The sequence below is a fragment of the Bradyrhizobium arachidis genome (assembly GCF_024758505.1).
In the GTDB taxonomy this organism is placed as follows: Bacteria; Pseudomonadota; Alphaproteobacteria; order Rhizobiales; family Xanthobacteraceae; genus Bradyrhizobium; species Bradyrhizobium manausense_C.
In genome coordinates, this window is sequence record NZ_CP077970.1 from 5,132,759 (window position 1) to 5,159,463 (window position 26,705).

Below are 26,705 nucleotides of genomic sequence, written 5' to 3' on the forward strand. Positions count from 1 at the left end.
TTCTACGATGTTTTCTCGCGCAAAGCACGCCCTTAGAACCGTTCTGGCCGTGTTTCGTCGCTCAACCCTTAAGTAGGGTATTACCAAGCTTTCGCCAAGCCTCCAGGGCCCGATTGATGTCCGCCTCCTGCGTGGACCAGCCCAGACTGAGGCGCACCGCTCCCTGCGCCGCCTGGGGGTCGAGCCCCATGGCCGAAAGCACATGAGATGGTTGGACTTTTCCGGAGGAACAGGCCGACCCGGAGGACACCGCAATTCCTTCCAGATCGAAGCCGATGACAGCGGTTTCCGCCTTCAATCCGGGCGCGGTGAACAGAGTGGTATTTGGCAACCGTTGCACGGCATCCGAAAACACCGTTATCCCCTTAGTTTCGCGCAAGCCGTTTTCCAAGCGAATCCGGAGGCTTGCGAGCCTGTTCGCATCCTCCGCCAAAGCCTCAATGCCGACGCGAACCGCCGCGCCGAATCCCGCAATGCCCGCGACATTCTCGGTTCCAGCACGACGGCCGAGTTCCTGGCCGCCGCCCCTGAGCTGCGGCTCCAGCCCCGCAACACCCTCCGCGAAGACCAGCGCGCCAATCCCCTTGGGACCGCCGATCTTGTGCGCAGAGAAGGTCGCAAGATCGGCGCCTACCGCCTTGATATCGAATGGAATTTTTCCAAGTGCCTGGATCGCGTCGACGTGCAGCAGGCCGCCCGCCTCATGGACAATCGCGGCTGCTTCAGAAACCGGTTGAAGCGCCCCGGTCTCGTTGTTGGCCGCCATGACCGACACCAGCGCCGGCGGCCCAGAGCCGAGCAGCATCCTCAAATGGTGGAGGTCGACGACCCCGGCGGGCGTCACCTTGATCTGGCTGACAGCAGCCGTGGAGAATCGGCCCCCCGCGAGCACAGAGGCGTGCTCGATGGCCGACACCAACAACCGCTCCACCGGACCAGCGGCGGCGCTCCGCAAGCCCGGCGACAGCGCCAGCGCATTGGCCTCGGTTCCAGCCGAGGTGAAAATGACGTTGCGTGGCAAGGCGCCGACTGCGCCTGCCAGGACCGCCCGCGCCGCCTCGACCAGCCGCCGCGCCTCCCGGCCCTCGGCATGGACCGAGGAAGGATTACCGACCAGCTCATAGGCCGCAACCATCGCCATCAGCGCCTCGGGGCGCAGCGGCGTGGTCGCATTCCAGTCGAGATAGACGCGATTGGGCATGCCGCCCTCTTAGCACCTTTTGCCATCAGGCCAATCGCAAGGCGGCCCGCTTCAGGCCGGCTGCTGCTGCGCCATTCCGGCCGAGCGGCGCGGCTCCAACCGCAGTCCAAACAGCGGCCGCAGCCAGGCGATCCGCCGCACGACCTCATAGGTGACCACACAGGAGAGCGCGGTGCCACCGATCACAATGGAGGCCTCGCTTGCAGCCGACAGATCGCTGCCCCGGAGCGCGTGTGCGATCACGATGATCGCGGTCTGATGCACGATGTAATAGGGAAAGATCGCGTCGGTCAGGTAGCGGCGCACGGGTCCATCGGCCGTGAAGTGCCGCCGCGCAAAGCCGAGCACCGCGGCCATGGCGAGCCATTGATAACAACCATAGACCAAACTCGCGAACCATCTCAGCGCCGGCGACGGTGCAAACAGACCGGCGCGAACCAGAATAAACATTACGAACAGCATTGCTGCGGCGGCCAGCGCGGTCCAGCGTTGACGCTCGATGTCGCGCCAGATGCCGTCCTCCCTTGCCAGCAGGAATCCGACCAGAAACGCCGTCGCAAAGTCCGCATGGTTGTACCAATCGCCGAACAGCGCATGCGTCGATGGGAAGGCCGGGAACAGGAACAACCGCCAGGCCGCGAACAACAGGCACGGCAGGATCAGAACCCCAGGTCCCGTGAGTAGCGCGCCAAGCCGCAAACCCAGCCGATCGGCCAGCACCGGCCACAGCCAGAGCACGCCGACCAGCGCTGTCGTGTAGACCCACAGATAGACCACGAACCAGAGATGGTTCCAGGTCGGCAGCACGATGCACGGGTTCGGGCAGAATTGCGAGCCGAACGCCAAATAGTGCTTGATGTAAAAGTCCGTGAACCCTTGGGGATAGCCGAGCGCTTCGACGATCTGCAGATAGGACTGCGGCGGCACGATCACGAGCATGCCGAAGACCAGGGGGATCAGGAGCCGCGCCGAGCGCGAGCGCACGAAGGCGGCGAGGTCGTACTTACGCAGCATGAAGCGGGTGGCGACGCCCGAAACCAGGAACAACAGCGACAGCCGCCAGGGATTGAGGACCAGCATCAAGGGCTCGAGCCAGGTCAGGCGGTGCACGCTCTTGATGTGAAATCCCCAGGACACGTAGAGCATGCCGACGTGGTAGAAGATCAGCAGCCCGAAGGCTAAAATCCTCACCCAGTCGAGATCGATGCGCCGTTCCGAGGCCGGGAGTTGCTGCGGTGTTGACATGGTTTTCTGCTCCTTGACGGGACGCCAAGCACGGTTCTTTGGCCATGGCTGACACCGAAAATGCCCCACAAACCGAGCGCGTCGAGCCGGTTTGGGACCAGGACCGGGAGCGAGGGGATGAGCCGCCGCGCCTGGGGACCAGCCCTGGGACGAGCGGCGGACTTTTGGGGACCAGTGGCGACTGGACGATTTTCGGCGCGATCGCGGCTGTCGCGCTGGCAATCGGAATCGTGAATGCACTCTCCGGCGCTCAGGACGCCGCCTGGCGCGGCGACAGTTCCGACATCGGCCGGCGGCTGTTCTGGGAGGCGTCGAGCATCGCCGTCATCCTGCTGCTGCTGCCGATCCTGGTGCTCGCCATCAGGCGCATGCGCCGCGCACCCAGCCTCGTCCTGCGGGCCGGGATTGGCGTGGCCGCCCTGCTCGGCTTCTCGGCCCTCCACATCACCGGCATGGTCTGGATCCGGAAGCTCGTGCTCTGGCTCGCCGGGGGCGCCTACGACTTCCGTTTCTCGCTTGCGACGGTTCTGTACGAGTTTCGCAAGGATGCCGTGGCCGTCCTCCTGATCGGCGGCACGCTTTGGCTGCTCGAAAGCCGGCGTGAACTGAAGAGGGCTGCAATAGTCACCCCCTCCGCGACGGCCGGGCCGTCTCCGCTTCCCGACCTGATCTGGCTCCGGGACGGCGCAAGCCGCATTCGCGTCGCACCGCGCGACATCCTGTGGGTCGCCTCCGCCGGCAATTACATCGAATACCGCCTCACCGACGGCACCCAGCACCTCATCCGCGGGACGCTGGCGACGGCTGAAGCCGAGCTGGCCCGCTTCCACATTGTTCGCGTTCACCGGACCAAACTTGCCAATCTCGATCGCGTGGCGGGCGTGGACCTCAACCCGTCAGGCGATTTCGAGCTCACCTTCGACAACGGGCAGACACTGGGAGGCAGCCGGCGCTACCGGTCCTCGGTGACCGCGTTCGGGGATCGCACGACATCAGCGTGAATCGGGCCGGCGCCTTGGCATCTCCGCTAAATCATCGTGATTTCAATCGGTTGCGCGCACTGCCGGGCCCGACGAACCTGCCGTCGTTCGGATTGCGACGCGATGGTGACGGGCTAACCTCTTGAACTCATTGGGCGATGTTCAAGATGCTTGCTTTTTGACCCTCGCCTCATGTTAGAACGCGCGCGTCAGTTCACCGCGCGCTCTCAGCGCATCACCGCGAGGCGCGCCCTCTCCCCCTTCATTCGCTTCATCGGCACGCGAGCCGACGAGGCCCGAACAATCGATTGATTACCGAGGATCATCTTCAAGGGATCAATCCAGAGACCATCCATGCCTGAAGTCATTTTTGCCGGCCCTGCTGGCCGTCTCGAAGGTCGCTACCACCCGGCCAAGCAGAAGAACGCGCCGATCGCGATGATCCTGCATCCGCATCCGCAGTTTCACGGCACGATGAATCATCAGATCGTGTACCAGTGCTACTACGCCTTTGCGCATCGCGGCTTCTCGGTGCTGCGCTTCAATTTCCGTGGCGTCGGCCGCAGCCAGGGTTCGTTCGATCACGGCACCGGCGAATTGTCCGATGCGGCCGCAGCACTCGACTGGGCGCAGACCATCAATCCCGAGGCGCGCGCGTGCTGGGTCGCCGGCTTCTCCTTCGGCGCCTGGATCGGCATGCAGCTTCTGATGCGCCGTCCCGAGGTCGAAGGCTTTATCTCGATCGCGCCGCCGGCGAACCTCTACGACTTCTCGTTCCTTGCGCCCTGCCCGTCCTCTGGGCTCATCGTACATGGCGAGAAGGACGCGGTGGTGCCCCCGAAGGACGTCAACACGCTGGTCGAGAAGTTGAAGACGCAGAAGGGCATCGTGATCGACCAGCAGGTCATCCCCGGCGCCAACCACTTCTTCGATAGCAAGCTCGAGCCGCTGATGGAGACCATCACGGCCTATCTCGACATGCGCCTCGCCAACGTGCGGTAAGGGCCGCTCATGGGCGCGTTCGTAGCCTTGCTGCGAGCCGTCAATGTCGGAGGCACCGGCAAACTGCCGATGACCGAGTTGAAGGCGATGTGCGAAGAGCTCGGCTTTGCCGCCGTGCGCACCTACATCGCCAGCGGCAATGTGGTCTTCACCAGCCGCAAGTCCGAAGCCGCCATCAAGACCGCGCTGGAGAAGCGCCTGCACGCTTATGCCGGCGCGCCGGTCGGCGTGCTCGTGCGCAGCGCTGCCGAAATGGCAAAGGTGCTCGCCGACAATCCGTTCCCGAAAGCCGCGCCCAACCGCACGGTGGCGATCTTCCTCGACAAGGCGCCGCCGGCGGACACGCTTACAGGTCTGCGCGGCCAGAAGGACGAGGAAGTACGTCTCGGCCGTCGCGAGATCTACGTCCACTACGGCGACGGCATGGGCACGTCAAAGCTCGTGATACCAGCGGCCAAGTCCGGCACTGCACGCAACATGAACACGATCGCGACGCTCGCAAAGATGGCGGCCGAGCTGTGAGGCTTCAGATTTCGTAGGGTGGGCAAAGCGAAGCCGTAGCTCGAAGAGCGAAGGCGCTGCGTGCCCACCATCTCTCCGCGACTACAGCAGACGCCAACTCTGTCATGCCGCGAGCTTCAACAGATGCGCGTCGTGGCGCACGAGGAACGCGCGCAGCAATTGCGGATAGTCGGCGCCGACGGCCGTCTTCACGCTCGGGCGCTTCGCAAGCTCGGCCCGCCATGCCCTCACCTTCGACAGGTCGCGGAAGATGCCGAGCTCGGTCACTTCGTCAAACACATCGAAATAGCGGAAGATAGGCGCGAAGACGGCGTCGACCAGGCTGAACGATTGGCCGGCGAAGAACGGGCCCGCACCGAGGGCGGCCTCGACACGCGTGAACTTGGCGATAATCGCCTGCCGCTTGCTCTCGAAGGTGGCAGCGTCGGTCGTGGTTTCCAGGCCCCAGAGATCGCCGAGGATCGCCGAGCCGAACTCCATCCAGGCGCGGTGCTCGGCGCGCTTCAGTGGGTCGTTGGGATGCAGCTTCACGCCGCCTTGCGTCTCCTCGATGTACTCGCAGATCACGTTGCTCTCGAACAGCGCGACCTCGCCCTGCTCCGTCGTCACGACAAGCACCGGCACCTTGCCGAGCGGCGAGATTTTCAGGAACCAGTCCGGCTTGTTGGCGAGATCGATATCGATCCGCTCGAACGGCACGCCCTTCTCGGTCAACGCGATCACTGCGCGCTGCACATAGGGGCAAAGCTTGTGACTGATCAGTTTGAGCGACGCGGCCATGGCTGGGATCCCGACAGGTTAGATGCAACTGCATCAATATAGATGCATCTGCATGAAGCCGTCAAGATCGATGCATCTGCATCAACCAGCCGTGATCGGGGTTTTTCAAGGCCGAGCGATCACCCCGCCGGTCATGGGCATCGGCACCCCCGTGGTTGCCGGATAGGACAGCGGCAGCCCCTTCAGGCCGCGGGCGGCCAGGAAGCCGAACGCCTGGGCTTCGAGGGCATCGGACGACCAGCCCAGCGTGTCCGCCGCCTCCACCGAGGCCGGAGACACCCGCTCGCGCAGCATCCGGAGCATGGTGAGGTTGCGGGCGCCGCCGCCGCAGACGATCCAGCTCCGTGGCCGCTTTGGCAGCAGCGAGATGACGCGGGCGATCGCGGCGGCCGTGCAGGCGGTCAGGGTCGCAGCGCCGTCGGCGGGCGCGACGTCGCCGAGCTTGAGCGCGGCAAAATCATTGCGGTCGAGCGATTTCGGCGGCGGCAGCGCGAAGAACGGCAGCGCCAGCGCACGGGCGACCCAGGCCTCGTTGACCTTGCCGAGCGCTGCAAACTTGCCCTCGCTGTCGAACGCCTGGTTCATGGTCCGAAACATGAAGTCGTCGAGCAGCGCGTTGCCGGGCCCAGTATCGCAGGCGATCAGCGCGTCATTGCCATCGATATAGGTGATGTTGGAGACGCCGCCGATGTTGACGACGACGATCGGGCCGTCCCGATCCAACGATTGCGCCAGCGCGCGATGATAGACCGGCACGAAGGGCGCTCCCTGCCCGCCGGCCTCGACGTCGGCGGCGCGGAAATCGTGCATCACGGGAATATGGATCAGTTTTGCCAGCGCCGGGGCGTCGCCGATCTGCACCGTCAGGCGCCGTTCGGGGCGGTGCAGCACGGTCTGGCCGTGAAAGCCGACGATGTCGATCTCCTCCGGCACCATCCGGTTCTGCGCGGTGAAGGCGGCGACCGCCTCGGCATGGGCGAGCGTCACGGCGCGTTCGGCCTCGGCCAATATCCCCGGCCTGGCGTCGCGTTGCGGCAAATGGACGGCCTCGGTCAGCGCCTGGCGCAGCAGATTGCGTTCGGCATGGGTGTAGGGTCGGTAGCCGGATGGCCCGAACGCCTTCACCTGCTTTCCATCGGTTTCGATCAGTGCAACGTCGACCCCGTCAAGCGAGGTCCCGCTCATCAGACCGAGCGCAGTCAACATCATCTTAGGTAAGCCTCGACGTCTCCCTACCCCGACGCCTGGCTTGTATCAAACAAGCACATCTTATAATGCCACAGCGCGCCTCGCGGCGGCAGCCCGATCCGCATGGGTTCCGCAACTTGCCGCAATTACCGTAAAATAAGAATGATCAGGCCAGCCGACAGATGAGTGCATTTAAATCTGATTTCCTCAATATCTTGAGGGAACGGGGGTTCATCCACCAATGTTCCGATTTTGAGGGCCTGGACGCGCTCGCGGCCCAGGGCCAGGCGACGGCCTATGTCGGCTACGACTGTACCGCCCCCTCGCTGCATATCGGCAATTACCTGACCATGATGATGCTGCACTGGCTGCAGCAGAGCGGCAACAAGCCGATCACGCTGATGGGCGGCGGCACGACGATGGTCGGCGATCCCTCCGGCAAGGACGAGACGCGCGCGATCCGCACCGTCGCCGAGATCGAGGCCAACAAGGCCTCGATCCGCGGCGTGTTCTCGAAGGTGCTGCGCTATGGCGACGGGCACTCCGACGCCGTCATGCTCGACAATGCGGAATGGCTGACCAAGCTCAACTGGATCGAAATGCTGCGCGACATCGGCAAGCATTTTTCGGTCAACCGCATGCTGACGATGGACTCCGTGCGCCTGCGCCTCGAGCGCGAGCAGGAGATGAGCTTCATCGAGTTCAACTACATGATCTGCCAGGCCTACGACTACGTCGAGCTGTCGCGCCGCGTCGGCTGCCGCTTGCAGATGGGCGGCTCCGACCAGTGGGGCAACATCATCATGGGCGTCGATCTCGGCCGCCGCATGGGGACGCCGCAGCTTTTTGCGCTGACCACGCCGCTGCTCACGACGGCCTCGGGCGCCAAGATGGGCAAGACGGCGCAGGGCGCGGTCTGGCTGAATTCCGACCAGTTCTCGCCCTATGACTTCTGGCAGTACTGGCGCAACACCGAGGATGCCGACGTCGGCAAGTTCCTGAAGCTGTTCACGACGCTGCCGATCAGCGAGATCGCAAAGCTCGAGGCGCTCGCTGGCTCGGAGATCAACGAGGCCAAGAAGGTGCTGGCGACGGAAGCAACCGCGCTGCTGCACGGCCGCGACGCCGCGAACGAAGCCGCGGAAACCGCGCGGCGGACCTTTGAGGAAGGCGCGCTGGCCGAGAGCCTGCCGACGGTCGAAATTCCGCGTGGCGAACTCGACGCCGGCGTCGGCGTACTCAACGCCTTCGTCAAGGCCGGACTCGTCGCCTCGAACGGCGAGGCACGGCGCCAGATCAAGGGCGGCGGCCTGCGCGTGAATGACGTGTCCGTCACCGACGAGAAGATGACGCTGACGCCGGCAATGCTCACGCCGGAAGGCCTGATAAAACTCTCGCTCGGCAAGAAGCGGCACGTCCTCCTCAAGCCTGCATAGGCGTATTCGCTTTTCACTGCTTGCCAGGGCTCGCGGAAGCGCGCTCCCTGACGGGCAATGGACCAGAACACGCCCAAGGAAAGCGTCAAGGAAAACGTCAAGGAAGCAAGAGCGCGCGAGCCGGTGCGCGTGGCCCTCGTCGTGCTCGCGCTCTGCTTCACGCTGTCGTTGCTCGGCCGCGGGCTCGGCGATAGCTTTACCGTGTTCCTGAAGCCGATCTCGGAAAGTTTTGGCTGGGATCGCGCGCAGATCGTCTCGGTCTATTCGCTGACCTGGCTCGCAAGCGGCCTCACCGCGCCGTTCGTCGGACGCCTGTTCGATCACTCCGGACCGCGCTCAGTCTACGCGCTTGGGCTGTTGCTGCTCGGCGCCGCCTTCCTGATCGCGGCGCACGCACAGCATCTCTGGCAGCTCCAGCTCTCGATCGGCCTTTGCGTCGGCATCGGCGTCGCCTTCATCGGCATCGTGCCGAACTCGATCCTGCTCGGCCGCTGGTTCGGCCCACGCCTACCGACCGCGATGTCGGTGGTCTATTCGGCGATGGGTGGCGGCGTGCTCGCGCTGTTGCCGGTCTCGCAGATCCTGATCGACCATGTCGGCTGGCGCAGCACCTACCAGATCTTCGGCTTCGCCGCGCTCGGCCTGCTCTTCCCGCTGCTCTTGCTGCCGTGGCGGATGTTCGCGTCGGGCTCGCCGCATATCGTGAAGAAGACCGGTCCCGATGTCGTCGACGACGGCTGGACGCTCGCCCGCGCAACGCGCCATCACGCGTTCTGGGCACTGTTCTCGACCTTCTTCTTCACCGCCGTCGGCATGTACGCGATCGCCGCCCAGATCGTCGCCTATCTGATCGATGCGGGCTTTCCGCCGTTGCAGGCCGCGACCGCCTGGGGCTTTTCCGGCGTGGTGCTGGTGTTCGGCATGTTAGGGGTGTCCGCGCTCGACGGCGTGATCGGTCGCCGGCCGTCGGTGCTGCTCAGCTACGCGATCTCGATCCTCGGCATCTTCCTGCTCTGGCTGCTGCAATATGGGCCGAACACGATTCTGCTCACCGGCTTCGTCGTTTGCTTCGGCAGCATGATGGGCTCGCGAGGGCCTTTGATCTCCGCAACCGCGATGAAGATCTTCAGGGGTAAGCGGGTCGGCACGATCTACGGAACCATTTCGATCGGCAGCGGTTTGGGTTCGGCGTTCGGCTCATGGGCCGGCGGCCTGATCCATGACGCGACGGGCGGCTACAATCTGCTGCTCGCCTTCGCACTTGCGAGCGTCGTGCTCGGCATGATCCCGTTCCTGGTCGTGCCCGCGTTGCGGCGCTAGGTGTACTGGAGGTTACCTGCAACCCTGGCCGTAACCCGGAAAATTACGGAGACGAAATCTGCGACCAGCGAGGCCTAACGCCGAAGCTGCAGTGTTTTGCCCTACATGACGAAAAAGTCAGCGCGAAATCACAACGTGCGACTTGCAGGGTGGAACCGAATGCGATTCAAGTCGCAACGGGAATTGGATGGAAGGGCGCTAATCATGATCTCTCTCTCTCGCTTTCAGCCGGCTCTGTTGAGCCTGTTTCGCTTCATCACGGGTCTGCTGCTGCTCCAGTACGGCATCGCAAAAATCTTCAAGTTTCCTGTGGTCCCCTACTTCGCCGACATTCCGCCGCTGATCTGGACGGCGGGCGCACTCGAGCTCGTGCTCGGCGCCGCACTGATGATCGGCCTGTTCACGCGGATCTCGGCCTTCGTGCTGTCAGGCGAAATGGCGTTCGCCTACTTCATGGGCCACATGTTCAAGAGCGGCTCGCCGGTGTTCTTGCCGCTGCTAAACGGCGGCACCGCGGCGATCCTGTTCTGCTTCGCCTGTCTCTATCTCTCGGCAGCCGGCGGTGGCCCGATCAGCGTCGATGCGTTGGTCCGCAAGGAAAGCGGCGAGCCGAGCGGCGCCCTGGCAGGACGCTAAATCTGCGCAAACGACTTGAGACGGCGCCGGCGCACTGCGCTGGCGCCGTTTTATTTTGTTCCCAGCACGTTCCAGATCACGGCCAGTGCTGCGGCCAGCAGCACGGCCATGATGATGCGGTGAACGAAGCGGTTCATTGCGGGCCTACCCACGCGAGCTCATGGTCGAAAGCCTCGAGCCGATCTTCTTGGGCTGACTCTTTTACGATCTGAACGGACGCAGGCAGGCGCGTAGCGCCCGGCCGCCTCACGCTATCGCCGCGCCGCATTGCAGCCGATCGAGAGCGACCGCGGCGATCCCGCATCGCCCGACTGCGTCGCCAACTCGTCGATCGGCGAGTTCTGCTTGCCGGTGTTGAATTCGAAGATCTTGCGGAACAGGCCCGGCGCCATCGCCGAGATCGGATTGACACGCATCACGGGCGCGGCCGGCGTGCCGACGACCTCATAGGTCACGCCGATCAAGCCCTCCTTGTCGCCGCCGCCGAGGAAGATGCCGAACAACGGAATCTGGCCAAAGATATTGTTCACCCCGTACATCGGCACGAAGGTGCCGCTCATGCAGACCTGGTTGCCGGGATAGTCGATCGCGCCCTCGATGGTGGCGCCGATCATCGGTCCTTTGACCACGCCGTCGCGGATCGTGAGCGCGCCGTTGTGCCGGGTGAACTCCGCGCGCAATGCCGAGAACGCCACGCCGTTCTGCGCGCCGTTGGGGCCACCCGCTGCAACGCGATCGAGCTGGTCCATTCCCCTCACAGAGAAATCGCGCACATTGATCAGGCCTTCCCTGGCCGTCGGCTCCGACGTCGGCGGCTCCATCGCCACCACCATCTGGCCGCCGTAAACTTTGTTGGTGGTGTCGGTGAAGCGCAGCAAAGCGCCCGCGTCGTTGGTCTGGAGATAGATCACCTCGCGGCTGCCCTGCGCGCGCCCACCGCGCAAGTCGGCCGTGACAGGCGTGTTGCTGCCGACCTTGCCGCTCAGCGAGAACGCCTTGATGGCGCCGTTGCGACGCGACATCTTTGCGTCGACGCTGCGCATCGTCTCGCCGTTGGAGCCGGCGACCGTGCCGAGCTTGACGTCGATATCGAAGTCGACGTTCTTGAGCTTGCTCTTGCCGTCGTCCTTGGTCGTGCCTGAGATCGCCGACTTCAGGAAGCCGCGACCGTCGAACACCTCGCCGCGCATCGTACCCTTGACCACGCCGTCGGCACCGCGCTCGACGCGCAGCGAGGCCTTGTCGCCGTCGGACGGCGAATAGACCGGAAAATTCGCGTTCATGAGGTCGCCGTTCTGATCGATTTCGAGCGCCCCGCGGATCGAGACGCCGGCACCGTCGACGACGATGTCCTCCAGCCGCGTCGATTGCGCCGTCGGCACCACCTTGAAGCTGGCCTTGCCGGACTTGCCCGGCAGCTTGACCCAGCCCGGCAGGATGTTGTCGAGCTTGAGCGAGGTCAGGTCGGCTTCGATGCCGAGGCGCGTGGTCTGCTCGGGACCGCCGGCGATCTTGCCGGAGAGCTTGACCGGGATCGAACCGCTGACGGCGGGGCCCAGATCGAAGCCGAGACGGGCGCGGCTCGCATCGTCGAGCGTGGTTTGCAATTTGACGTCGGCATCACCCTCGGCCGGCTTGCGGTAATCGAGGGAGGCGGCCTGGCCGTTGATCTTGACGTCGCCCTTGACCTGATAGCCCTGGTTGTTGGCGACGATCTTGAGCGTGTTGGCCTCTAACTTCTGGTTCATCACCAGCTTGTCGGCGGCAAAGCCGTTGAGGTCGGCGGTGACGGCGTAGACGGTGTCAGCCTTGGTCAGCTCGCCCTTGACCGGCAGGGCAAGCGAGATGGTCGCGTTGAACGTTCCCTTGCTGGTGTTGGGATCGACGAAGGTCGCGGACAGATCGCTCAGCCGGTCATTGGCGAGCATTTCGGCGGCCGCCGGCACCGGTCCCTCGACGCGGAACCTGCTGCGCGACGGCGACGGTTTTGGCACCATGTCTGGCACCTCGAAGGTGAAATCGGAGATCGTCACCTTGCGCCCTGCCGGCGTGTCGGCGATCCCCTGCCCGATATTGACGGTGGCGGTGCGCCCCGTGACGCGCGCCCGCAAGTCGGCATCATGCACCGACGGCATGCCGTCGACGGGGCGGACGGCAACGCCGTTGGCGACGATGTTGACGGAGAGCCCGTCGTCGGGGATCGGCGGCCCCTTGCGGGAGAGGTTGCGCACCGGCGAATTGACGGCGACCTCGATGCGCTGGAGCGAGCCGCGCTCGATCCGCTCGATCACCCACTCACGAAGCTCGGGGACGACAAGCGTCGGCCACATCCGCTTCATGGCGGACGCCGACATCGGCGTGCCCGCAAAGCCCAGCGTCAATTGCGGCTCGTTGGCATAGTCGACCGTGGCGGTGCCGGCGACGCCGATCTCGCCATTGCTGATATTGGCCTGCGTCAGCAGCACGCGCTTGTGGTCGGTGTCGAAACGGAAGCCGATCGCGATGCGGTTGAACACCAGCGGCGGCTCGTTGTCGATGCCGGCGAGCAGGATCGAACCGCCGCTGAAACCGAGCTGCCAGTCCGTGGTGTTGCCATTGGGCGGCTCGAGATGCGCCAGCAGCGTGACGCGATTGGCGCCCGCGATGACCTTGAACGGTGCGACCAGCACCCGCCGCCCGGAATCCCACTCGACATTGATCTCGGCCGAGTCGATCCCCATCGGATAGTCGGGTGTGTCGGTGTCGATGATGTTGCCGGCGCCGGCGACGATCTTGCCGCGGAAATAGGTCGGCAGGCCGTCGCGTCCGAGCTCGCCCTTGAGCTCGCCGGTGAGCGGCAGGTCGGCATTGTAGGTCAGGTCTTTCGGACGGAGCGCCAGAAGGATGTTCGCCGTCGAAACCTTGTCGGCGCGGATGTCGACCGAGCGCACGCCGTTCTCGGCAGGCCCGACCGTGACGCGCAGCGACCATGGCTTGGCACCCTCTTCGCCAAGGCTCAGGGCCACGCCGCCCTTGCTGGGTCGGCGCAGACTGAGGCTGATGTTCTCGAAGGTCCATTTGCCGCCGCGCTGCTGATCGTCGACGATCAGATTGCCGTTCTTCAGGCCGATCTCGTTGAGGTTCTGGCCGTCGAGGCCGGTCATGCTCAGGCTGTCGAGCCAGTCGAGGCTCGCCAGCAGCCCGCTCTGCGCGCTGGCCGTCGGTGACGCCGCAGGCGTTCCGGTCGCCACATTGGGAGCATTCGGCGCAGTCGCGGTCGGCGGCATGCCCGGACCAGAGCGCGGGAATGTCGGCGGCAGGCCGGCTTCCTTCTTCGAGGCAACGCCCGTTGCGAGCGGTTTTGCGGTGTCGCCGGCTGATACGGTGACCGTGCCATCGGGCAGAATGCGGATGGCCAGCTCGGCATCGACGAGATTGAGGCTTTCGGCACGCAACCGCCCCATCAGGAGCGCGGTGCCCGATAGCTTCACCTCGGCCTTCGGCGCAACCGCCACGATGGCGTGGTCGCGGTCGCGCACGATGATGTCGCGGATGCGTACGGCGATGCGGATGCGGCCGGCGCGTTCGATCTGTGTGCCGCCGACCTCGACCGTGTTGCCGTGGCCGATGTTCTCCTCGATCGCCTCGGCAAGCCAGGGTGTTGCGATGTCGAGATTGATCGGACCTGCGCCGAGCCGCCACCACAGCGCGCCGAAGCAGCCGACGAAGATGACGACGACCATCGCAACGCCGATGGCGAGGCGCTTGACCCACCGATCGGCCGCCAGCCAGCGCCGCAGGGTCCCAAAACCGTCGCCCAGGCGATGAACCCGCGAACTGGAACGGGACAGCAGCCGGCGCGCCCGACGGCCCGCCGCCTCCTCCTGATCCGGATCCCAATCGGGCTCATCCCACTCCGGGGGAGCCTGTTGCGCGGTGCGCCGATCGTAGTCCCGGTCATACTCCGATCCATGATCGGATCCCTGGGGCGACGTATTCCTAGCCATTGCCTCTCGATACAGGCGCCCATCGTACGATTGACCGCCACCAGGGCCACAGCCGTCAACAGGGATCGAGCGCCCCTGCACCGGCACCGCAGCCATTCCGTGAATGTTCCTGCTGTTCGTCATTTCGCCCCGGGCGCGCGTTCAACGAGCAGTGGGGTGGTGCGTGGAATTCCTTGTAACCATACGCCGGCGTCGCCAGACTTGCCCAGCCGAGGGCCCGAATCCGGCGACCCGGACGGAAGCTGCAATAGCGTTCTGGTTGACCCGCCGAAAGCGTCGAAAGGAAGGCGTATGTCCAAGAAATCGCAAAAGAAAACGTCCAAGACGGCCTCCGGCAGCCCAACGCCAAGGAAATCGACAGCCAAAACGACGGCACAGTCCAAAACAAAGTCCGCAAAAACCCAGCGGGCGCCGGCCGGCACATCACGCAAGACCACAGCCAAGGCAGCATCGCATAACGCCGCATCGAAACGGTTAAAATCTTCCGAATCCGCGCCATCTGCTCAAACGAACGCAAAAGCGGCGCTGTCCGAGGGTCAGAAGGCCCCTGCCTTCCGCCTGCCCCGCGACGGCGGCGACGTCGCCACGCTGTCGGACTATGCCGGCAAAAAGCTCGTGCTGTTCTTCTATCCCCGTGCCGACACGCCGGGCTGCACAAGGGAAGCGATCGACTTCACGCGTCTCAAGGACGCGTTCGCCGCGGCCGGTACCGCCGTGCTCGGCATCTCCGCCGACCCGCCCAAGGCCCAGGAGAAATTTCGCGACAAGCATAAGCTCGGCGTCCCCCTGATCTCGGACGAGCGGCATGAGATGCTGGAGGCTTATGGCGCCTGGGGCGAAAAATCCATGTATGGCAAGACTTTCCAAGGGATTCTTCGCACCACGGTCCTGGTCGGTGCTGACGGCAGGGTCGCCAAAATATGGCGCCATGTGCGGGTCGATGGTCACGCGGACGCGGTGTTAGCAGTCGCAACAAACCTTTAACCAGTCCGACGAATTCGAGCGTTCCCGTTTCCGGAAAATTAACCATGACCGCCCCAGATTGCTGCGGCAATTGAGGCCGTACGGAGTCCTTTCCGACCGGCGCGGGAGTGCCGATGTCGAAAAGTTCTGCTCAATATTCGCAGTCCCCCCAACATCACCCGCATGACCACGGTCGGCCCTTCAACCGCCGGCCGGTGAGCGCCGCAGCCGCGATTCCCGCGCCTGCCGAGAGTGACGGCTACACGATCGTCCATGCCGGCAAGCAGGTGCGCTTCGCCCCCGTCGTGTTCTGGATCGTGGTGGGCACCGTCGTGCTGCTCGGCCTGTGGTCGGCGGCGACCGCCACCTATTTCGCCTTCCGCGACGACGTCCTGACCCGGCTGATCGCCCGCCAGGCCGAGATGCAATACGCCTATGAGGATCGCATCGCCGAGCTCAGGGCCAAGGTCGACCGCACCACCAGCCGCCAACTGCTCGACCAGGAGCAGTTCGACCAGAAGCTCGACCAGATCATGAAGCGCCAGACGGCGCTGGAGTCCCGTGCAACGGCGCTCGGCGCCATGCCCGACGTGACCGGATCGATCCCGCGTGCGACGCCGCCGCGCGGCTCGGACGCGGGGACGTCGTCGCAAGGCACGCCAAAACCGTCGCCGATCAGTGACACCGTGATCTTCGTGGCGCCGCCGGATCGCGAGGCGCGGCTCGAATCGCGCACGCCGGCCGCGGCGAGCCCGCAGCCGAACCAGTTCGCCAAGGTTCAGGGTTTTGACAATGTCCTGGTGCGGCTGACGACCTCGCTCGACAATGTCGAGCGGCGCCAGATCGCCGCGCTCAGCGCCGTCGAGGACGGCATGGAATCGCGGGTGCGCCGCATGCGCGGCGTGGTCAGCGATCTCGGCCTCAACCTCGCGGATCTCGAAGCTGCCGTGCCGCGCAGCGCGATGGGCGGCCCGTTCGTCCCCGTCAAGCTGCCGGCAAATGCCGGGCCGTTCGAAAAACAGCTCAATCGCATCAACCTCACGCGCGCCGAGCTGGATCGTTTGAACCGCACGCTGGCGTTGGTGCCCTATCGCAAGCCTGTTATCGGCGAGGTCGAGTTCACCTCTGGCTTCGGCGTGCGCAGCGATCCCTTCCTCGGAAGGCCCGCGATGCACACCGGTCTCGACTTCCGCGCCGCGACCGGTGATCCCGTTCGCGTCACCGCCTATGGCAAGGTCGTCTCATCGGGATGGTCGGGCGGTTACGGCCGCATGGTCGAGGTCGACCACGGCAATGGTCTCTCGACGCGCTACGGCCACCTCTCCGAAATCCACGTCAAGGTCGGCGAGATCGTGAAGATCGGCCAGGTCATCGGCGCGGTCGGCTCGACCGGCCGCTCCACGGGTCCGCATCTGCACTACGAAACCCGTATCGATGGCGATGCCGTCGATCCGCAGAAGTTTTTGCGCGCCGGCGTACGGCTCAGCGCGGGCTAAGCCCGTCGCGCGATCAGCGCCGCCCGCCGCCGCTCATCCCGCCACCGGGCCCACCGAATCCACCGCCACCGGGTCCGCCCATGCCGCCACCGGGTCCGAAGGGACCGCCGGCGCCGCCGCCCGGCGGCTCCATCCCGCCGCCGGGAGTGGGACCGGATGGGCCGCCAGATGGCGGGCTTCCGCCGGGAACAGTGCCTCCCGGTCCACCCGGGCTTCCTCCGGGCGTTCCTCTTGGACCGGGATTGGTGATCGACGAGCCGGGTGAGCGGCCGGGGCTTTGCAGCGACGATCCCGGGTATCGATCCACCGATTGCACCGACTCCACCCGCAAGCCGTGCGACGGGTCGAGCACGCCGTTCACCACCACACGCGCCTCGCCCGCGGCAGGCGCAAAGCGTGACACGTCACGCGCGACGATGCCGGAGCCGAACTGGAGATTGGCGCCGACACGCTGCACATAGGCTTCGACGGACAGCCGGGTCGCACCAGTGAGATCGGAGAAGTCGTCGACCCTCGCGCGCGAGACCTGCAAGGTGGTCCCCTGCATCACGCTGCCTTCGACCTGCGCACGCTTGCCGACCAGTGCGGGATCGGCACCGCTGAGCTTCAACCCGCCGATATGCAGCCCCTCGGTGCCGCGCTCGACGAGGCCAGCCACGCGCGCGATGCTGCCGGACCGCTGCTCGACATGGCTCGCCACGATCGCGCCGTCGCTGCGGCGCAGCCCGAACACCGCAACATGCGTGCCCGCGCGCCGCCAGCTTTCAGTGCCGCTCGACAGCACCTTCTGGCCGAGCACCGTCATCTCGCCGCCCTTCACGGCTTCGATGGGTCCGGCGACTTCGCTCGCAATTCCGATGCTGCGGGTTGCCAGCGTGCCATCGGCCTGACGAATCGCGACCACGCGCGCGAGCTGGCCGATCCGGAGCGCCTTGGTGTTGGCAGGCTCGCCGTCGATCCGCACCGGAACATCGTTCGCATAGGCGATCCGCTCGCCGTTGACGTAGATGCTGCCAAAGCGCTGGATGATGCCGACGATACCGGTGCCGCCGATGCCCTGATCGTTGCCGCGCGTGATGCCGGTGCCGCCAATGCCCTGGTCGGTGCCGCGCTTTGTCTGTGCCCAGGCTACGGCCGTTCCGGCCAGCCAGAAGCCGGTCAGCAACAGACGGCGCGAGATGAGCGGCGGCTTGCTCATGATTGACCGCCCTCTCCGCTGCCCTCAGGCGTCTCGGCGTCGCCTTCACTGTAGACATAGATGCCAAAATTCCAGCGGGCATCGCCACCCTTGTCCTTGGCGAGCGCGCGGTTGGCTTCGCGGTTGGCGGTCTTGAGCGCTTCCATCGCGAGTTCGCGCGAGCGGGCCTCCAGCCGTTTCGCCAGCTTTGGCGACAAGCCGTTGTAGTGAACCGCGCGCTCGAGGAATCGCGGTGCTGGGCCCGACACGTTCTGCGCCGCCGCCGCGATATGGTCGTGCAGGTTGCGGCCGAGATAGTGCCACTTGCTGTCGTCCTCGCCGCGCGGGACGAAGGCGGCCTCGACCAGCTCGATCTCGTCGTCGCCGTTGATCCTGACCAGTTCGCGATCCAGCCATTCGTCGAGCACGGCGCGCGGACGCACGTCCTTGGTGACGGAGGCGACGAGCTGCTCGAACGATGGCGCGTCGCCCTCGGCGGTGCGCGGCAATGGCAGCGGCTCGCCCTTGGCGTCGGTGAATTCGGGCGCCGCCAGCCAGCGTGCGATCACCGCACTCGTGAGCGATAGCGTTGCGGGTGTCTCATGCACCGGCGCGCCGGCACCGCGCAGCCGCGCCACCTCCTTGCGATGGATGCCGGTGAGCAGGCTGACGCGGCTGTCGGTCTGCTCCTTGCCCTCGAGCGCGAAGTCGTGTTCGGCGACGTTGACGAACAGCTCGCGCAGGAGCTGTGTCAGCGCCGGAAACGTCATGCCGCTGCGGATGCACAGCCGCACCAGCGGGCGCAGCAGGCGCGCCAGCGGCGCGTGCAGCTTTGCTGCGGCGTTCGGCTCTGACGATGCCGATTTGTTCGCCGCTTTGGACCCGGGTTTGGCGCTCATGGCGAAACTGTAGCGATGCCTCGCGTGGGACACAATCCCACTTTTTTGGTTTGTTCCGTTGACGTGGTAAATTTTCCCACATATACGAGACGCCACTGAGGGCGCGACTTGAAGGGGATTCGACCCAATGCGTGACCGCCTGGTCTGCAATTCCAGTTTCCAAAATGCCGCCGGCGCGTTCTGCGCGCGCGACGCATTCCCGATGCTGCCGGCGCTGCTGCGCGGCGTGATCTTCATCTCGGCGCTGGCGAGCCCGTTCGTCGCCGCGCTCCTGGCCGGCTGAGGGCGCGATCATGATTCCAGTCAGCGATTCGGCGCGCAGCCCGTCGGTGCTTCACATCTTCAAGGTCTATTATCCCGACCTGTTCGGCGGCACCCTGTCTGTCATCCGCGACATCTGCGCCAGCCTGAAGGATGTCTTCAGCTCGGCCGTGCTGGTTGCTTCCAACGCTGCGGAGCGGCGCGACATCGTCGTCAACGACGTGCCGGTCGAGCGTGTCCGCTCGTTCGGCAACATCCTCTCGCTGCCGGCAGCCCCGACCTATCCCTGGCGGCTGTGGCGGAAGATTCCGAAGCACGATCTGCTCGCGCTGCACGCCCCCTTCCCCCTCGCCGACCTCGTCTTCGCATTCGGGCTTGGCCGCGGCCGGCCGCTGGTCGTGCACTGGCATGCCGACATCGTCACCCATGCCGGCCTGCGCTGGTTCATCGAGCCCCTGATGCGCCGGACGCTGCGGCGCGCGGAAGCGATCATCGTCTCCGACAAGGTACTGATCGACAACACGCCGTTGCTGCGGGAATTCGTCGACAAGTGCCGCGTCGTACGCTTCGGCATCGACGTTGCAAAATACGATTGGCCGCGGCTCACGCCCGACCACGTCAACGATCGTGGACGCCTCGTGCTCGCCTGCGGACGGCTGGTTCCCTACAAGGGTTTTGACGTCCTGATCCGCGCTGCCGCCGGCCACGACTTCGAGGTCTGGATCGTCGGCGAAGGTGCCGAGCGCGAGCGACTGGAGCAGTTGATCGCGGAACTCGGCGTCGCCGATCGCGTCCGCCTGCTCGGCTCGGTGCCCGATAGCGAGCGCATCAAGCTGATGTGCATCGCCGACGTCTTCGCGATGCCGTCGGTGACCAGCGCCGAGACGTTTGGCCTCGTCCAGTTGGAGGCGATGGCGGCAGGCCGGCCCGTCGTGAACACTGCGCTCGACACGGCGGTGCCGCACGTCGCCCGCCACGGCCTCGAAGCGATCACGGTGCCGCCGGGTGATGCCGAAAAACTCGGCGAAGCCATCGAGACGCTGATCAGGGATCCCGACCGCCGTCGCCGCATGGGGCTCGCCGCACGGACCCGGGCCGCCACCAAATATTCGGAGGCAGGATTCAAGGACGGCATCGAGCAGGTCTATCGCCAGGCATTGGCGGCCAAGGCCGCGAGCGCGGCGACTGACGCCGCGGCCGCGACCGGCTGGATCGACGCGGTGAGGATCGCCGGCGCGCTGGCCTGGTCTGACATGCGCCACCGCTATGTGCGCTCGCTGCTCGGGCCGTTCTGGATGTCGTTGCAGATGGCGATCGTGGTCGGCGTGCTGGGCTCGGTGATCGGCCAGATGTCGAACGGCGGCGTACTGTCGCGGCTGCCGATGCTGGCGCTGTCGATGACGGCCTGGACCTTCCTCAACAGCGTCGTGCTCGACGCGACCACCGCGCTGCAAAACTCCGGAAGCCTGATCCGCGACCGCGCTCTGCCGCCGGTCATCTTCCTCCTGCAATGCACCTTCCGCCAGGCGCTGTTCGCGCTTCACAATGCCTGTGTGCCGTTGCTGCTCTGGCTGGTGCTGACGCGGCACGAGACGGGCGGCGCGGTCGCGGCACTGCCAGGACTCGCCTTGTTCGTCGCCTGCACCTTTGCGCTCAGCCTGGTGCTCGGCGCCCTGGCGACGCGATTTCGCGACCTCAAGCCGATCATCGAATCCACGCTGACACTGGCCTTCCTCGCCTCGCCCGTCATCTGGTCGACGGACATGATCAACCACCGCTCGACCGTGATGCAGCTCAATCCGCTGACGCATCTGTTCGCGGTCTGGCGCGAGCCGCTGGCGGGCGGCCATGTCGATACCGTCAGCATCGTCTACGTGCTTTCGGCACTAGCCGTACTGACGCTCGCAAGCGTCCTGACGCTCACGCATTTGCGCAAAGCGGCGTTCTGGATCTGACCCATGGCCTCGATCAGCCTGCGCAACGCCTGTCTCGACTATCCGCTCTACGGCGCCTACGACTTCTCGCTCAAGCGCCGCGTGCTCGGCCGCCTGATCCGCGAGCAGGACGAGATGCGTACCATCCGCGCCGTCGACGATGTCTCGATCGAGGCGGCGGCCGGCGCGCGCATCGGCCTCGCCGGCCCCAACGGTTCCGGCAAGTCGACGCTGCTGCGGCTGATTGCCGGTGTCTATCCGGCCTCCAGCGGCCAGGTCGAGATATCAGGCAGCGTGATGCCGCTGCTCGGGCTGAATGCCGGCGTCAATCTCGACTTCGTGGCCGAGGACAATATCGCGCTTCTCCTGCGCATCAGCGGCCGCAAGCCGACGCGCGCCATCATCGATGACATCTGGGCCTTCACCGAGCTCGAGGAGCGGATGCAGCGCCTGCCGCTGCGCATGTTCTCCTCGGGCATGCTGATGCGGGTCCTGTTCGCGACTGCCACCGCCTTTCCCGCCGATATCCTCCTGCTCGACGAATGGCTGAGCGTGGTCGACGAGAATTTTTCGGCCAAGGCCGAGACCCGCCTCCTCAAGATGGTGTCGCAGGCCGCGATCGTGATCATCGCCTCGCACGACCAGCCGCTGCTGCGGCGGACCTGCAACCGGATCATCAACCTCGATCACGGGCGCATCGCCTCGACCGCGCTGGTCGAGCAGCCCGTGATCCATCCCTTCGAGTTCCGCGAGAAACGCGCATGAAGAAGAACATTCTTGTCGTATCCGAAGCGCTTGGCGAACCCAACCACAAGCGCGGCATCTTCCACTTCACGCGCGAGCTGATCCGTTCGCTCGCCGCCGAAGGCCATGAGCTGACGCTGCTGGTCGAGACCACGCGCCGCTACCGGCAGATGCGCCGGCGCGAGCGCCGCACCCGGCTGTTCCCGGAGCAGTCGCACAACATCGAGCTCCTGGCGTTGTACCGCTTTCTCGACGAAGTCGACATGAACGAGCCGATCACGAAGAGCCCGCTGCGGCGCACGATCGACTGGTTCAGGCACCGGCTCTCGCTGTCGACGTCGTTCGAATTCGCGGCCTGCTTTCTGCGCGCGCTGGGCCTGCTCGGTCTGCGCGCCAACCTGCTCGAAAACAAGACCGCGGCGCTGGAATACATCCCGCCGGATCTGCGTCACCTCGAACTCTTCAGCGACTTCCATCTGGAGTCCGGATTCTACAGCTATCAGGACACCTCGGCGCTGTTGATGTTGCCTCCGCCGCGGATCGACGCGCGCGACTACGACGTCATTCTCGTGGATACCCCGACACGGGTGGCGATCAAGCGCAAGCCGGGCGCCAAGGTCATCTGCGTCGTCCACGATCTGTTGCCGCTCACCGACCTGAAGCTGAGCGACGTCGCGACGCGGCTGTTCCTGTCGCGGCTCCTGACCAGCCTGCGCCAGGCCGACGAACTCGCCTTCGTTTCGAACTACAGCAGGATGCGGTTCAGGGAACTGTTGCCGCAATTTGCTCACCTGCCGACGCGCGTCGTGTACCCACGTACGCGCTTCGACGCTCCGGACGTCCTGCAACTGCCAGCCCCTGCAGGGCGTCCGGGGCGGCCGAGCTTCGTCGTCATCGTCTCCAACGAGCCGCGCAAGAACCTCGCGGCCGCCATCCGCGCCTTCCGCACCATGCCGCAGGCCGACCTCGTCGTGATCGGCTATGCCGGCCTCGCGCACCGCATGAAGAACCTGCCACCCAACATCCGCTTCGCGGGCTATGTCGACGAGCACGAAAAGGCGACGCTGATTGCGGAGGCCCATGGCCTGATCATGCCAAGCTTTGCCGAAGGTTTTGGCGTGCCGATCATCGAGGCGCTCGCGGCCAACACGCCGGTCCTGTGCTCGGACATTCCCGTGTTCCGCGAGGTCGCGGGCGAGCTCGCGGACTATTTCGATCCGTTCTCGACGGAGTCGATCTGCGCCTCCGTGACGCGGGTACTGACCCGGCAGGAGGAATGCCGACGCAAGATCAGGGACCGGCGCGGCGAGCTCGCCGAACGCTTCGGCTACCAGACCCAGGCGCGCGACTTCCTCGGCCATTTTGCTCCGGTCGAGCGCATGCAGGCCGCGCAATAGGCCGCACTCGCACGCCCGCATCGGCATTGTTGTCCGCGCCCAAGTGTGATTGATGCTCGGATGAACACGCCGGGGCACTTTTGCATTGGAACTGACAAAACGAATTGGACCGCGACATCCGAGGCTCGGCGCGGCCGGATTCCGCCTTGCGAAGTGGCTCGCCACAAAAGCCTTTGCGCGCGCGGGTTTTCACCAGATCGGCTCGACCTTCGCACAGAAGCGGTTGGCGCTGGCGCGCGAAAAGCTCGCGCGTGGCGAGACGCTCTACCTCGCGGGCCTCGGTGCACCCGGCACGCATAATTCCGGCGTGGCGCTGGTCGAAGTGAGCGCGGCGACGGGGCCGCGCCTCATCCTCAACAACGAGGAAGAGCGCTTTTCCGGCAACAAGCACACCACCGAATATCCGGCGCAGTCGATCGACGCCATGGTGGCGGCATTGCGCGGCATGGGCCGCGACGTCGGTGACATCTTTGCCTGGCTGACATCCTGGGACTATCCGACGCTATCAGGCACGCTGGCGCGCTCGCTGCTCGAGGAAGCCCCGCAAAGCCTGCGGCTGGCGCGCAACACGGAAGCCGCAGGCTTTGACGGCCGCCGCCTCGACCAGATGACGCGCACGCCAAAAATCCTGGCGCGCCAGCTCGGGCTCGGCGCACGCGTGCCGCTGATCACGATGCCGCATCACGACAACCACGCCTGGTTCTCCTATGCCGCCTCGCCCTTTGCCGATGGCGATGAGAAGGTCGCGATCGCCGTGCTCGACGGCACCGGCGATCTCGGCTCGATCTCGCTCTATGTCGTCGAGAACGGCGAGATGAAGCGTCTCTATTGCAACGAGAGCATGTTCGACTCGCTCGGCGCCTTCTACAGCGTGATCTCCTCGACGCAAGGCGGCTGGACCTGGCTGTCGAGCGAAGGACGCTACATGGGGGCCGCCGCCTGGGGCGACATGGATCGCGCCAGCAATCCTTACTATGCGCGGCTCAAACAGGTCCTGCATTTCGGCGAAGGCGGCGCGGTGCAGATCAACCGCGCCATGGCGAACTGGTACTGCGATCCCTTCGACCATCCCTACAAGCAGCCGCTGATCGACATTTTGGGCAAACCGCTGCGCCCCGATCAGCTCTGGAATCCCGACGCGGTCTTGCGCGTCGAGGACATCCAGCACCGGCCCGATACGCAGGACCGCCTCGACAAGGCCGCCGCGACGCAGCTCGTGTTCGAGGACGCCATGATCCATGTCGTGGATCATCTGTTGCGTACGACCGGCACCAACCGCGTCGTGCTGACCGGCGGCGTCGCGCTCAATGCCGTCGGCAACATGCGGCTGCTTGAACATTTTGATGAGGCCTGGTTCGGCAAGGCGCTGGGGCAGAAAGCGCGCCTGCACCTCTGGGTGCCGCCGGTCCCCGGCGATCCCGGCGTTACCATCGGCGCCGCCTGGCTGTTCGCGCAGATGGCAGGCAGCCGCCGCGGCCCGCCAATGCGCCACGCCTTCTATTGCGGCCTGCCGCCGGCACGTAGCGACATCGAGACGGCGCTCGCGACCGACGATGTCGCCTCACAACGCCTCGGCGATATCTCCACACCAGAGGGCCGCGACGCTATCGCCGATCTCATGGCGTCCATCGTGGCGCAGTCCGGCGTCATCGCGCTCTACCAGGGCGCCGCCGAAACCGGCCCGCGCGCGCTCGGCCACCGCTCGATCTTTGCCAACCCCAGCGACGCCGGCGCGCGCGAAAACCTCAACGCGCGCGTGAAATATCGCGAGGCCATCCGGCCGCTCGCACCAATGGCGACGCTGGAAGCGGCGCAGCGATATTTCGTGCTGGAGGACGGCGCTTCGGACGCCGGCTACAACGCCTACAATTACATGGTGCTGACCGCGCATGCGAAGCCGGGAGCGCACGACAAGATCCCGGCCGTCATCCATGCCGATGGCACCGGCCGTATCCAGATCGTCGGCCCCGACGACGATCCCCTCACCTACGCCTACCTGAAGGCACTCGGTCGCCGCATCGGCGTCGAGATGTCGGTCAACACCTCCTTCAACGTCGCCGGTCCCATCGCGCAGACGCCGCAACAGGCGGTCGACACGCTGCGCCGGTCAAAAGGGCTCGATGCCGTGATCCTCGTCGCCGACGACGGCAGTGTCTACGCGGCCTGGCACGGCGGCGAGCGTGACAGCGGGCGATTCAAGGGGTGGCTCACCGAATGGCAGGCGGCGCACCGATGAGCGACCTGCCCGTGGTGTATGTTTTCCGACACGCGAATTTTTCGCCCACGGCTGACACTGCTGTGTGTGCGGCACCGCTTGACCTTGTCGTCTCCGTGTACGGAGGCGGAGGTATCCACGATTCCGAAGGACTAAGCGCTGCCTTCGGCGGCGCCGCCCTGTTTCGCGACGAAGACACCGGGACGTGCCTCCTCGGCGTTTGGGGCAAACGGAACGCTGCGCGCTTTCGAACGGGCCTACGCGCACACCGAGAGCTACGTATCGTCTATGACGCACCTCGAGCGCGTCTGGTTTGGTATGGGATCAAGAATCTCTGACCCCCGTGATCTTCATCGCCAGCCCGCGGCTGATCTATCGCCGCAACCACGTCAACACCCGCCCGTCGATCACGAGCAGCGCGCTGGCGATGACGACTGCGCCGACGATCTCGCGCGCCGAGATCGGCTCACCCAGCACGAGACAGCCGAGCAGGATCGCGGTGACGGGAATGAGCAGCGTCACCAGCATGACGTTGGTCGCGCCGGAGCGCCGCAGGATCTGGAAGAAGACGAGATAGGCCAGCGCGGTCGACAGGCCGGCCAGGCCGAGCACCGCGAGCCATGTGGTCGGCCCCGGCATCGGCAGGCGCCACGGTTGCTCGATCGCGCCGGCGACGATCGCCATCATCACGGTCGAGGCCATCAACTGAAACGTCGCCGTGCTGAGCGGCGGCGAGTTTTGCAGCAACCGCCGCGCCACCAGCGCCGCAAAGCCGTAGCTCAGCGCGCCGCCGAGGCAGAGCAGGATGCCGAGCCCCTGCCCGTTCATCGACGCGACATCCAGGCCTCTGAGGATGATCACGCCAATCAGTCCGATGACCACACCGGCGACGCGCCGTCCCTGCAACGCTTCTTCGCCCGCCGCCGCCATCACGATCACCGTGAACAAGGGCGTGGTGGCGTTCAGGATCGACGCCAACCCGCTCGGAATGAGCGTCTGTCCCAGCACGATCAGCGAAAACGGCACGACATTGTTGAGCAGCGCCATCGCTGCGAATGGCTTCCAGCCCGCGATGCCCTTGGGAAAGCCCACCTTCTGAAGCCGGAGCAGCGGCAGCAGGATCGCCGCACCGATCGCCACGCGCAGGAATACAAGGGTCAGGGGCGGCAATCCCCTGAGTGCCGCGCCATTGAAGAAGAACGAGCCACCCCACAGAACGGAGAGGAAGCCAAGCAACAGCCAGTCGCGCGCGTCCATCCTGTTGTCTTTGGGAAGCATGGCGTCTCGCTGCTGTCGTCAGACAGCCGCCTAGCGCGAAGCTGT

At 65.3% G+C, this 26,705-nt stretch carries 21 protein-coding genes; 13 read left to right on the plus strand and 8 right to left on the minus strand.

Features of this window, described 5'->3' with window-relative positions:
- Positions 1–61 precede the first annotated feature (61 nt).
- Complete coding sequence (locus KUF59_RS23775) at positions 62–1,201, minus strand: cysteine desulfurase family protein (protein ID WP_212459804.1); 1,140 nt, start codon at positions 1,199–1,201, stop codon at positions 62–64.
- Between the two features lie 51 nt (positions 1,202–1,252).
- The gene (locus KUF59_RS23780) at positions 1,253–2,446 is read right to left on the minus strand and encodes an acyltransferase family protein (protein ID WP_212459803.1); all 1,194 of its coding nucleotides are present in this window, start codon (positions 2,444–2,446) and stop codon (positions 1,253–1,255) included.
- Between the two features lie 44 nt (positions 2,447–2,490).
- Here KUF59_RS23780 and KUF59_RS23785 point away from each other — a divergent pair, with 44 nt between their 5' ends.
- The 3 genes from KUF59_RS23785 (at position 2,491) to KUF59_RS23795 (ending at position 4,950) form a co-directional block, all read left to right on the plus strand.
- Positions 2,491–3,447, plus strand: coding sequence for a LytTR family DNA-binding domain-containing protein (locus KUF59_RS23785; protein WP_212459949.1), 957 nt, complete (start codon positions 2,491–2,493; stop codon positions 3,445–3,447).
- Positions 3,448–3,780: 333 nt separating this feature from the next.
- Positions 3,781–4,428 (plus strand): alpha/beta hydrolase, encoded by a 648-nt coding sequence (locus KUF59_RS23790; protein ID WP_140976459.1) that lies wholly within the window; start codon positions 3,781–3,783, stop codon positions 4,426–4,428.
- 9 nt (positions 4,429–4,437) lie between these two features.
- Positions 4,438–4,950 (plus strand): DUF1697 domain-containing protein, encoded by a 513-nt coding sequence (locus KUF59_RS23795; RefSeq protein WP_212459802.1) that lies wholly within the window; start codon positions 4,438–4,440, stop codon positions 4,948–4,950.
- A 102-nt stretch (positions 4,951–5,052) separates the two neighbouring features.
- On the opposite strand, the gene KUF59_RS23800 is transcribed toward KUF59_RS23795, so the two are convergent.
- A complete protein-coding gene (locus KUF59_RS23800) occupies positions 5,053–5,730 on the minus strand; it encodes a glutathione S-transferase family protein (RefSeq protein WP_212459801.1) in 678 nt (225 codons plus the stop codon).
- Between the two features lie 105 nt (positions 5,731–5,835).
- Positions 5,836–6,939 (minus strand): anhydro-N-acetylmuramic acid kinase, encoded by a 1,104-nt coding sequence (locus tag KUF59_RS23805; RefSeq protein WP_212459800.1) that lies wholly within the window; start codon positions 6,937–6,939, stop codon positions 5,836–5,838.
- Positions 6,940–7,100: 161 nt separating this feature from the next.
- On the opposite strand from KUF59_RS23805, the gene tyrS reads away from it, so the two are divergent.
- From tyrS to KUF59_RS23820, 3 genes are all read left to right on the plus strand, one after another.
- Positions 7,101–8,354, plus strand: a complete 1,254-nt coding sequence (gene tyrS, locus KUF59_RS23810; RefSeq protein ID WP_212459799.1) for a tyrosine--tRNA ligase — start codon at positions 7,101–7,103, stop codon at positions 8,352–8,354.
- Between the two features lie 57 nt (positions 8,355–8,411).
- A complete protein-coding gene (locus tag KUF59_RS23815; RefSeq protein WP_258767201.1) occupies positions 8,412–9,674 on the plus strand; it encodes an MFS transporter in 1,263 nt (420 codons plus the stop codon).
- A 204-nt stretch (positions 9,675–9,878) separates the two neighbouring features.
- Positions 9,879–10,310: a DoxX family protein gene (locus tag KUF59_RS23820; RefSeq protein ID WP_212459797.1), complete on the plus strand. Its 432-nt coding sequence runs from the start codon at positions 9,879–9,881 to the stop codon at positions 10,308–10,310.
- A 251-nt stretch (positions 10,311–10,561) separates the two neighbouring features.
- On the opposite strand, the gene KUF59_RS23825 is transcribed toward KUF59_RS23820, so the two are convergent.
- The gene (locus KUF59_RS23825) at positions 10,562–14,392 is read right to left on the minus strand and encodes a YhdP family protein (RefSeq protein WP_212459796.1); all 3,831 of its coding nucleotides are present in this window, start codon (positions 14,390–14,392) and stop codon (positions 10,562–10,564) included.
- A gap of 195 nt (positions 14,393–14,587) precedes the next feature.
- On the opposite strand from KUF59_RS23825, the gene KUF59_RS23830 reads away from it, so the two are divergent.
- Together KUF59_RS23830 and KUF59_RS23835 are read left to right on the plus strand one after the other, a co-directional pair.
- The gene (locus KUF59_RS23830; protein ID WP_212459795.1) at positions 14,588–15,280 is read left to right on the plus strand and encodes a peroxiredoxin; all 693 of its coding nucleotides are present in this window, start codon (positions 14,588–14,590) and stop codon (positions 15,278–15,280) included.
- Between the two features lie 113 nt (positions 15,281–15,393).
- On the plus strand, positions 15,394–16,755 hold the full coding sequence (locus tag KUF59_RS23835) for a M23 family metallopeptidase (protein ID WP_212459794.1): 1,362 nt from the start codon (positions 15,394–15,396) through the stop codon (positions 16,753–16,755).
- Positions 16,756–16,768: 13 nt separating this feature from the next.
- Here the strand turns inward: KUF59_RS23835 and KUF59_RS23840 are convergent, their stop codons facing one another.
- Together KUF59_RS23840 and KUF59_RS23845 are read right to left on the minus strand one after the other, a co-directional pair.
- Complete coding sequence (locus KUF59_RS23840) at positions 16,769–17,953, minus strand: DUF5666 domain-containing protein (RefSeq protein WP_258767202.1); 1,185 nt, start codon at positions 17,951–17,953, stop codon at positions 16,769–16,771.
- A complete protein-coding gene (locus KUF59_RS23845; RefSeq protein WP_212459792.1) occupies positions 17,950–18,831 on the minus strand; it encodes a DUF6502 family protein in 882 nt (293 codons plus the stop codon). Before KUF59_RS23845 ends, KUF59_RS23840 begins: the two co-directional genes overlap by 4 nt.
- A 127-nt stretch (positions 18,832–18,958) precedes the next feature.
- Here KUF59_RS23845 and KUF59_RS23850 point away from each other — a divergent pair, with 127 nt between their 5' ends.
- The 5 genes from KUF59_RS23850 (at position 18,959) to KUF59_RS23870 (ending at position 25,403) form a co-directional block, all read left to right on the plus strand.
- On the plus strand, positions 18,959–19,114 hold the full coding sequence (locus tag KUF59_RS23850) for a hypothetical protein (protein WP_212459791.1): 156 nt from the start codon (positions 18,959–18,961) through the stop codon (positions 19,112–19,114).
- Between the two features lie 10 nt (positions 19,115–19,124).
- On the plus strand, positions 19,125–21,047 hold the full coding sequence (locus KUF59_RS23855) for a glycosyltransferase (RefSeq protein WP_212459790.1): 1,923 nt from the start codon (positions 19,125–19,127) through the stop codon (positions 21,045–21,047).
- 3 nt (positions 21,048–21,050) lie between these two features.
- Positions 21,051–21,791, plus strand: a complete 741-nt coding sequence (locus tag KUF59_RS23860) for an ABC transporter ATP-binding protein (protein ID WP_212459789.1) — start codon at positions 21,051–21,053, stop codon at positions 21,789–21,791.
- The gene (locus KUF59_RS23865; protein WP_212459788.1) at positions 21,788–23,167 is read left to right on the plus strand and encodes a glycosyltransferase family 4 protein; all 1,380 of its coding nucleotides are present in this window, start codon (positions 21,788–21,790) and stop codon (positions 23,165–23,167) included. Before KUF59_RS23860 ends, KUF59_RS23865 begins: the two co-directional genes overlap by 4 nt.
- An 85-nt stretch (positions 23,168–23,252) precedes the next feature.
- Positions 23,253–25,403 (plus strand): carbamoyltransferase C-terminal domain-containing protein, encoded by a 2,151-nt coding sequence (locus KUF59_RS23870; protein ID WP_212459787.1) that lies wholly within the window; start codon positions 23,253–23,255, stop codon positions 25,401–25,403.
- 351 nt (positions 25,404–25,754) lie between these two features.
- Here KUF59_RS23870 and KUF59_RS23875 read toward each other — a convergent pair whose 3' ends face one another.
- A complete protein-coding gene (locus KUF59_RS23875) occupies positions 25,755–26,660 on the minus strand; it encodes a DMT family transporter (protein ID WP_212459786.1) in 906 nt (301 codons plus the stop codon).
- Positions 26,661–26,705 lie beyond the last annotated feature (45 nt).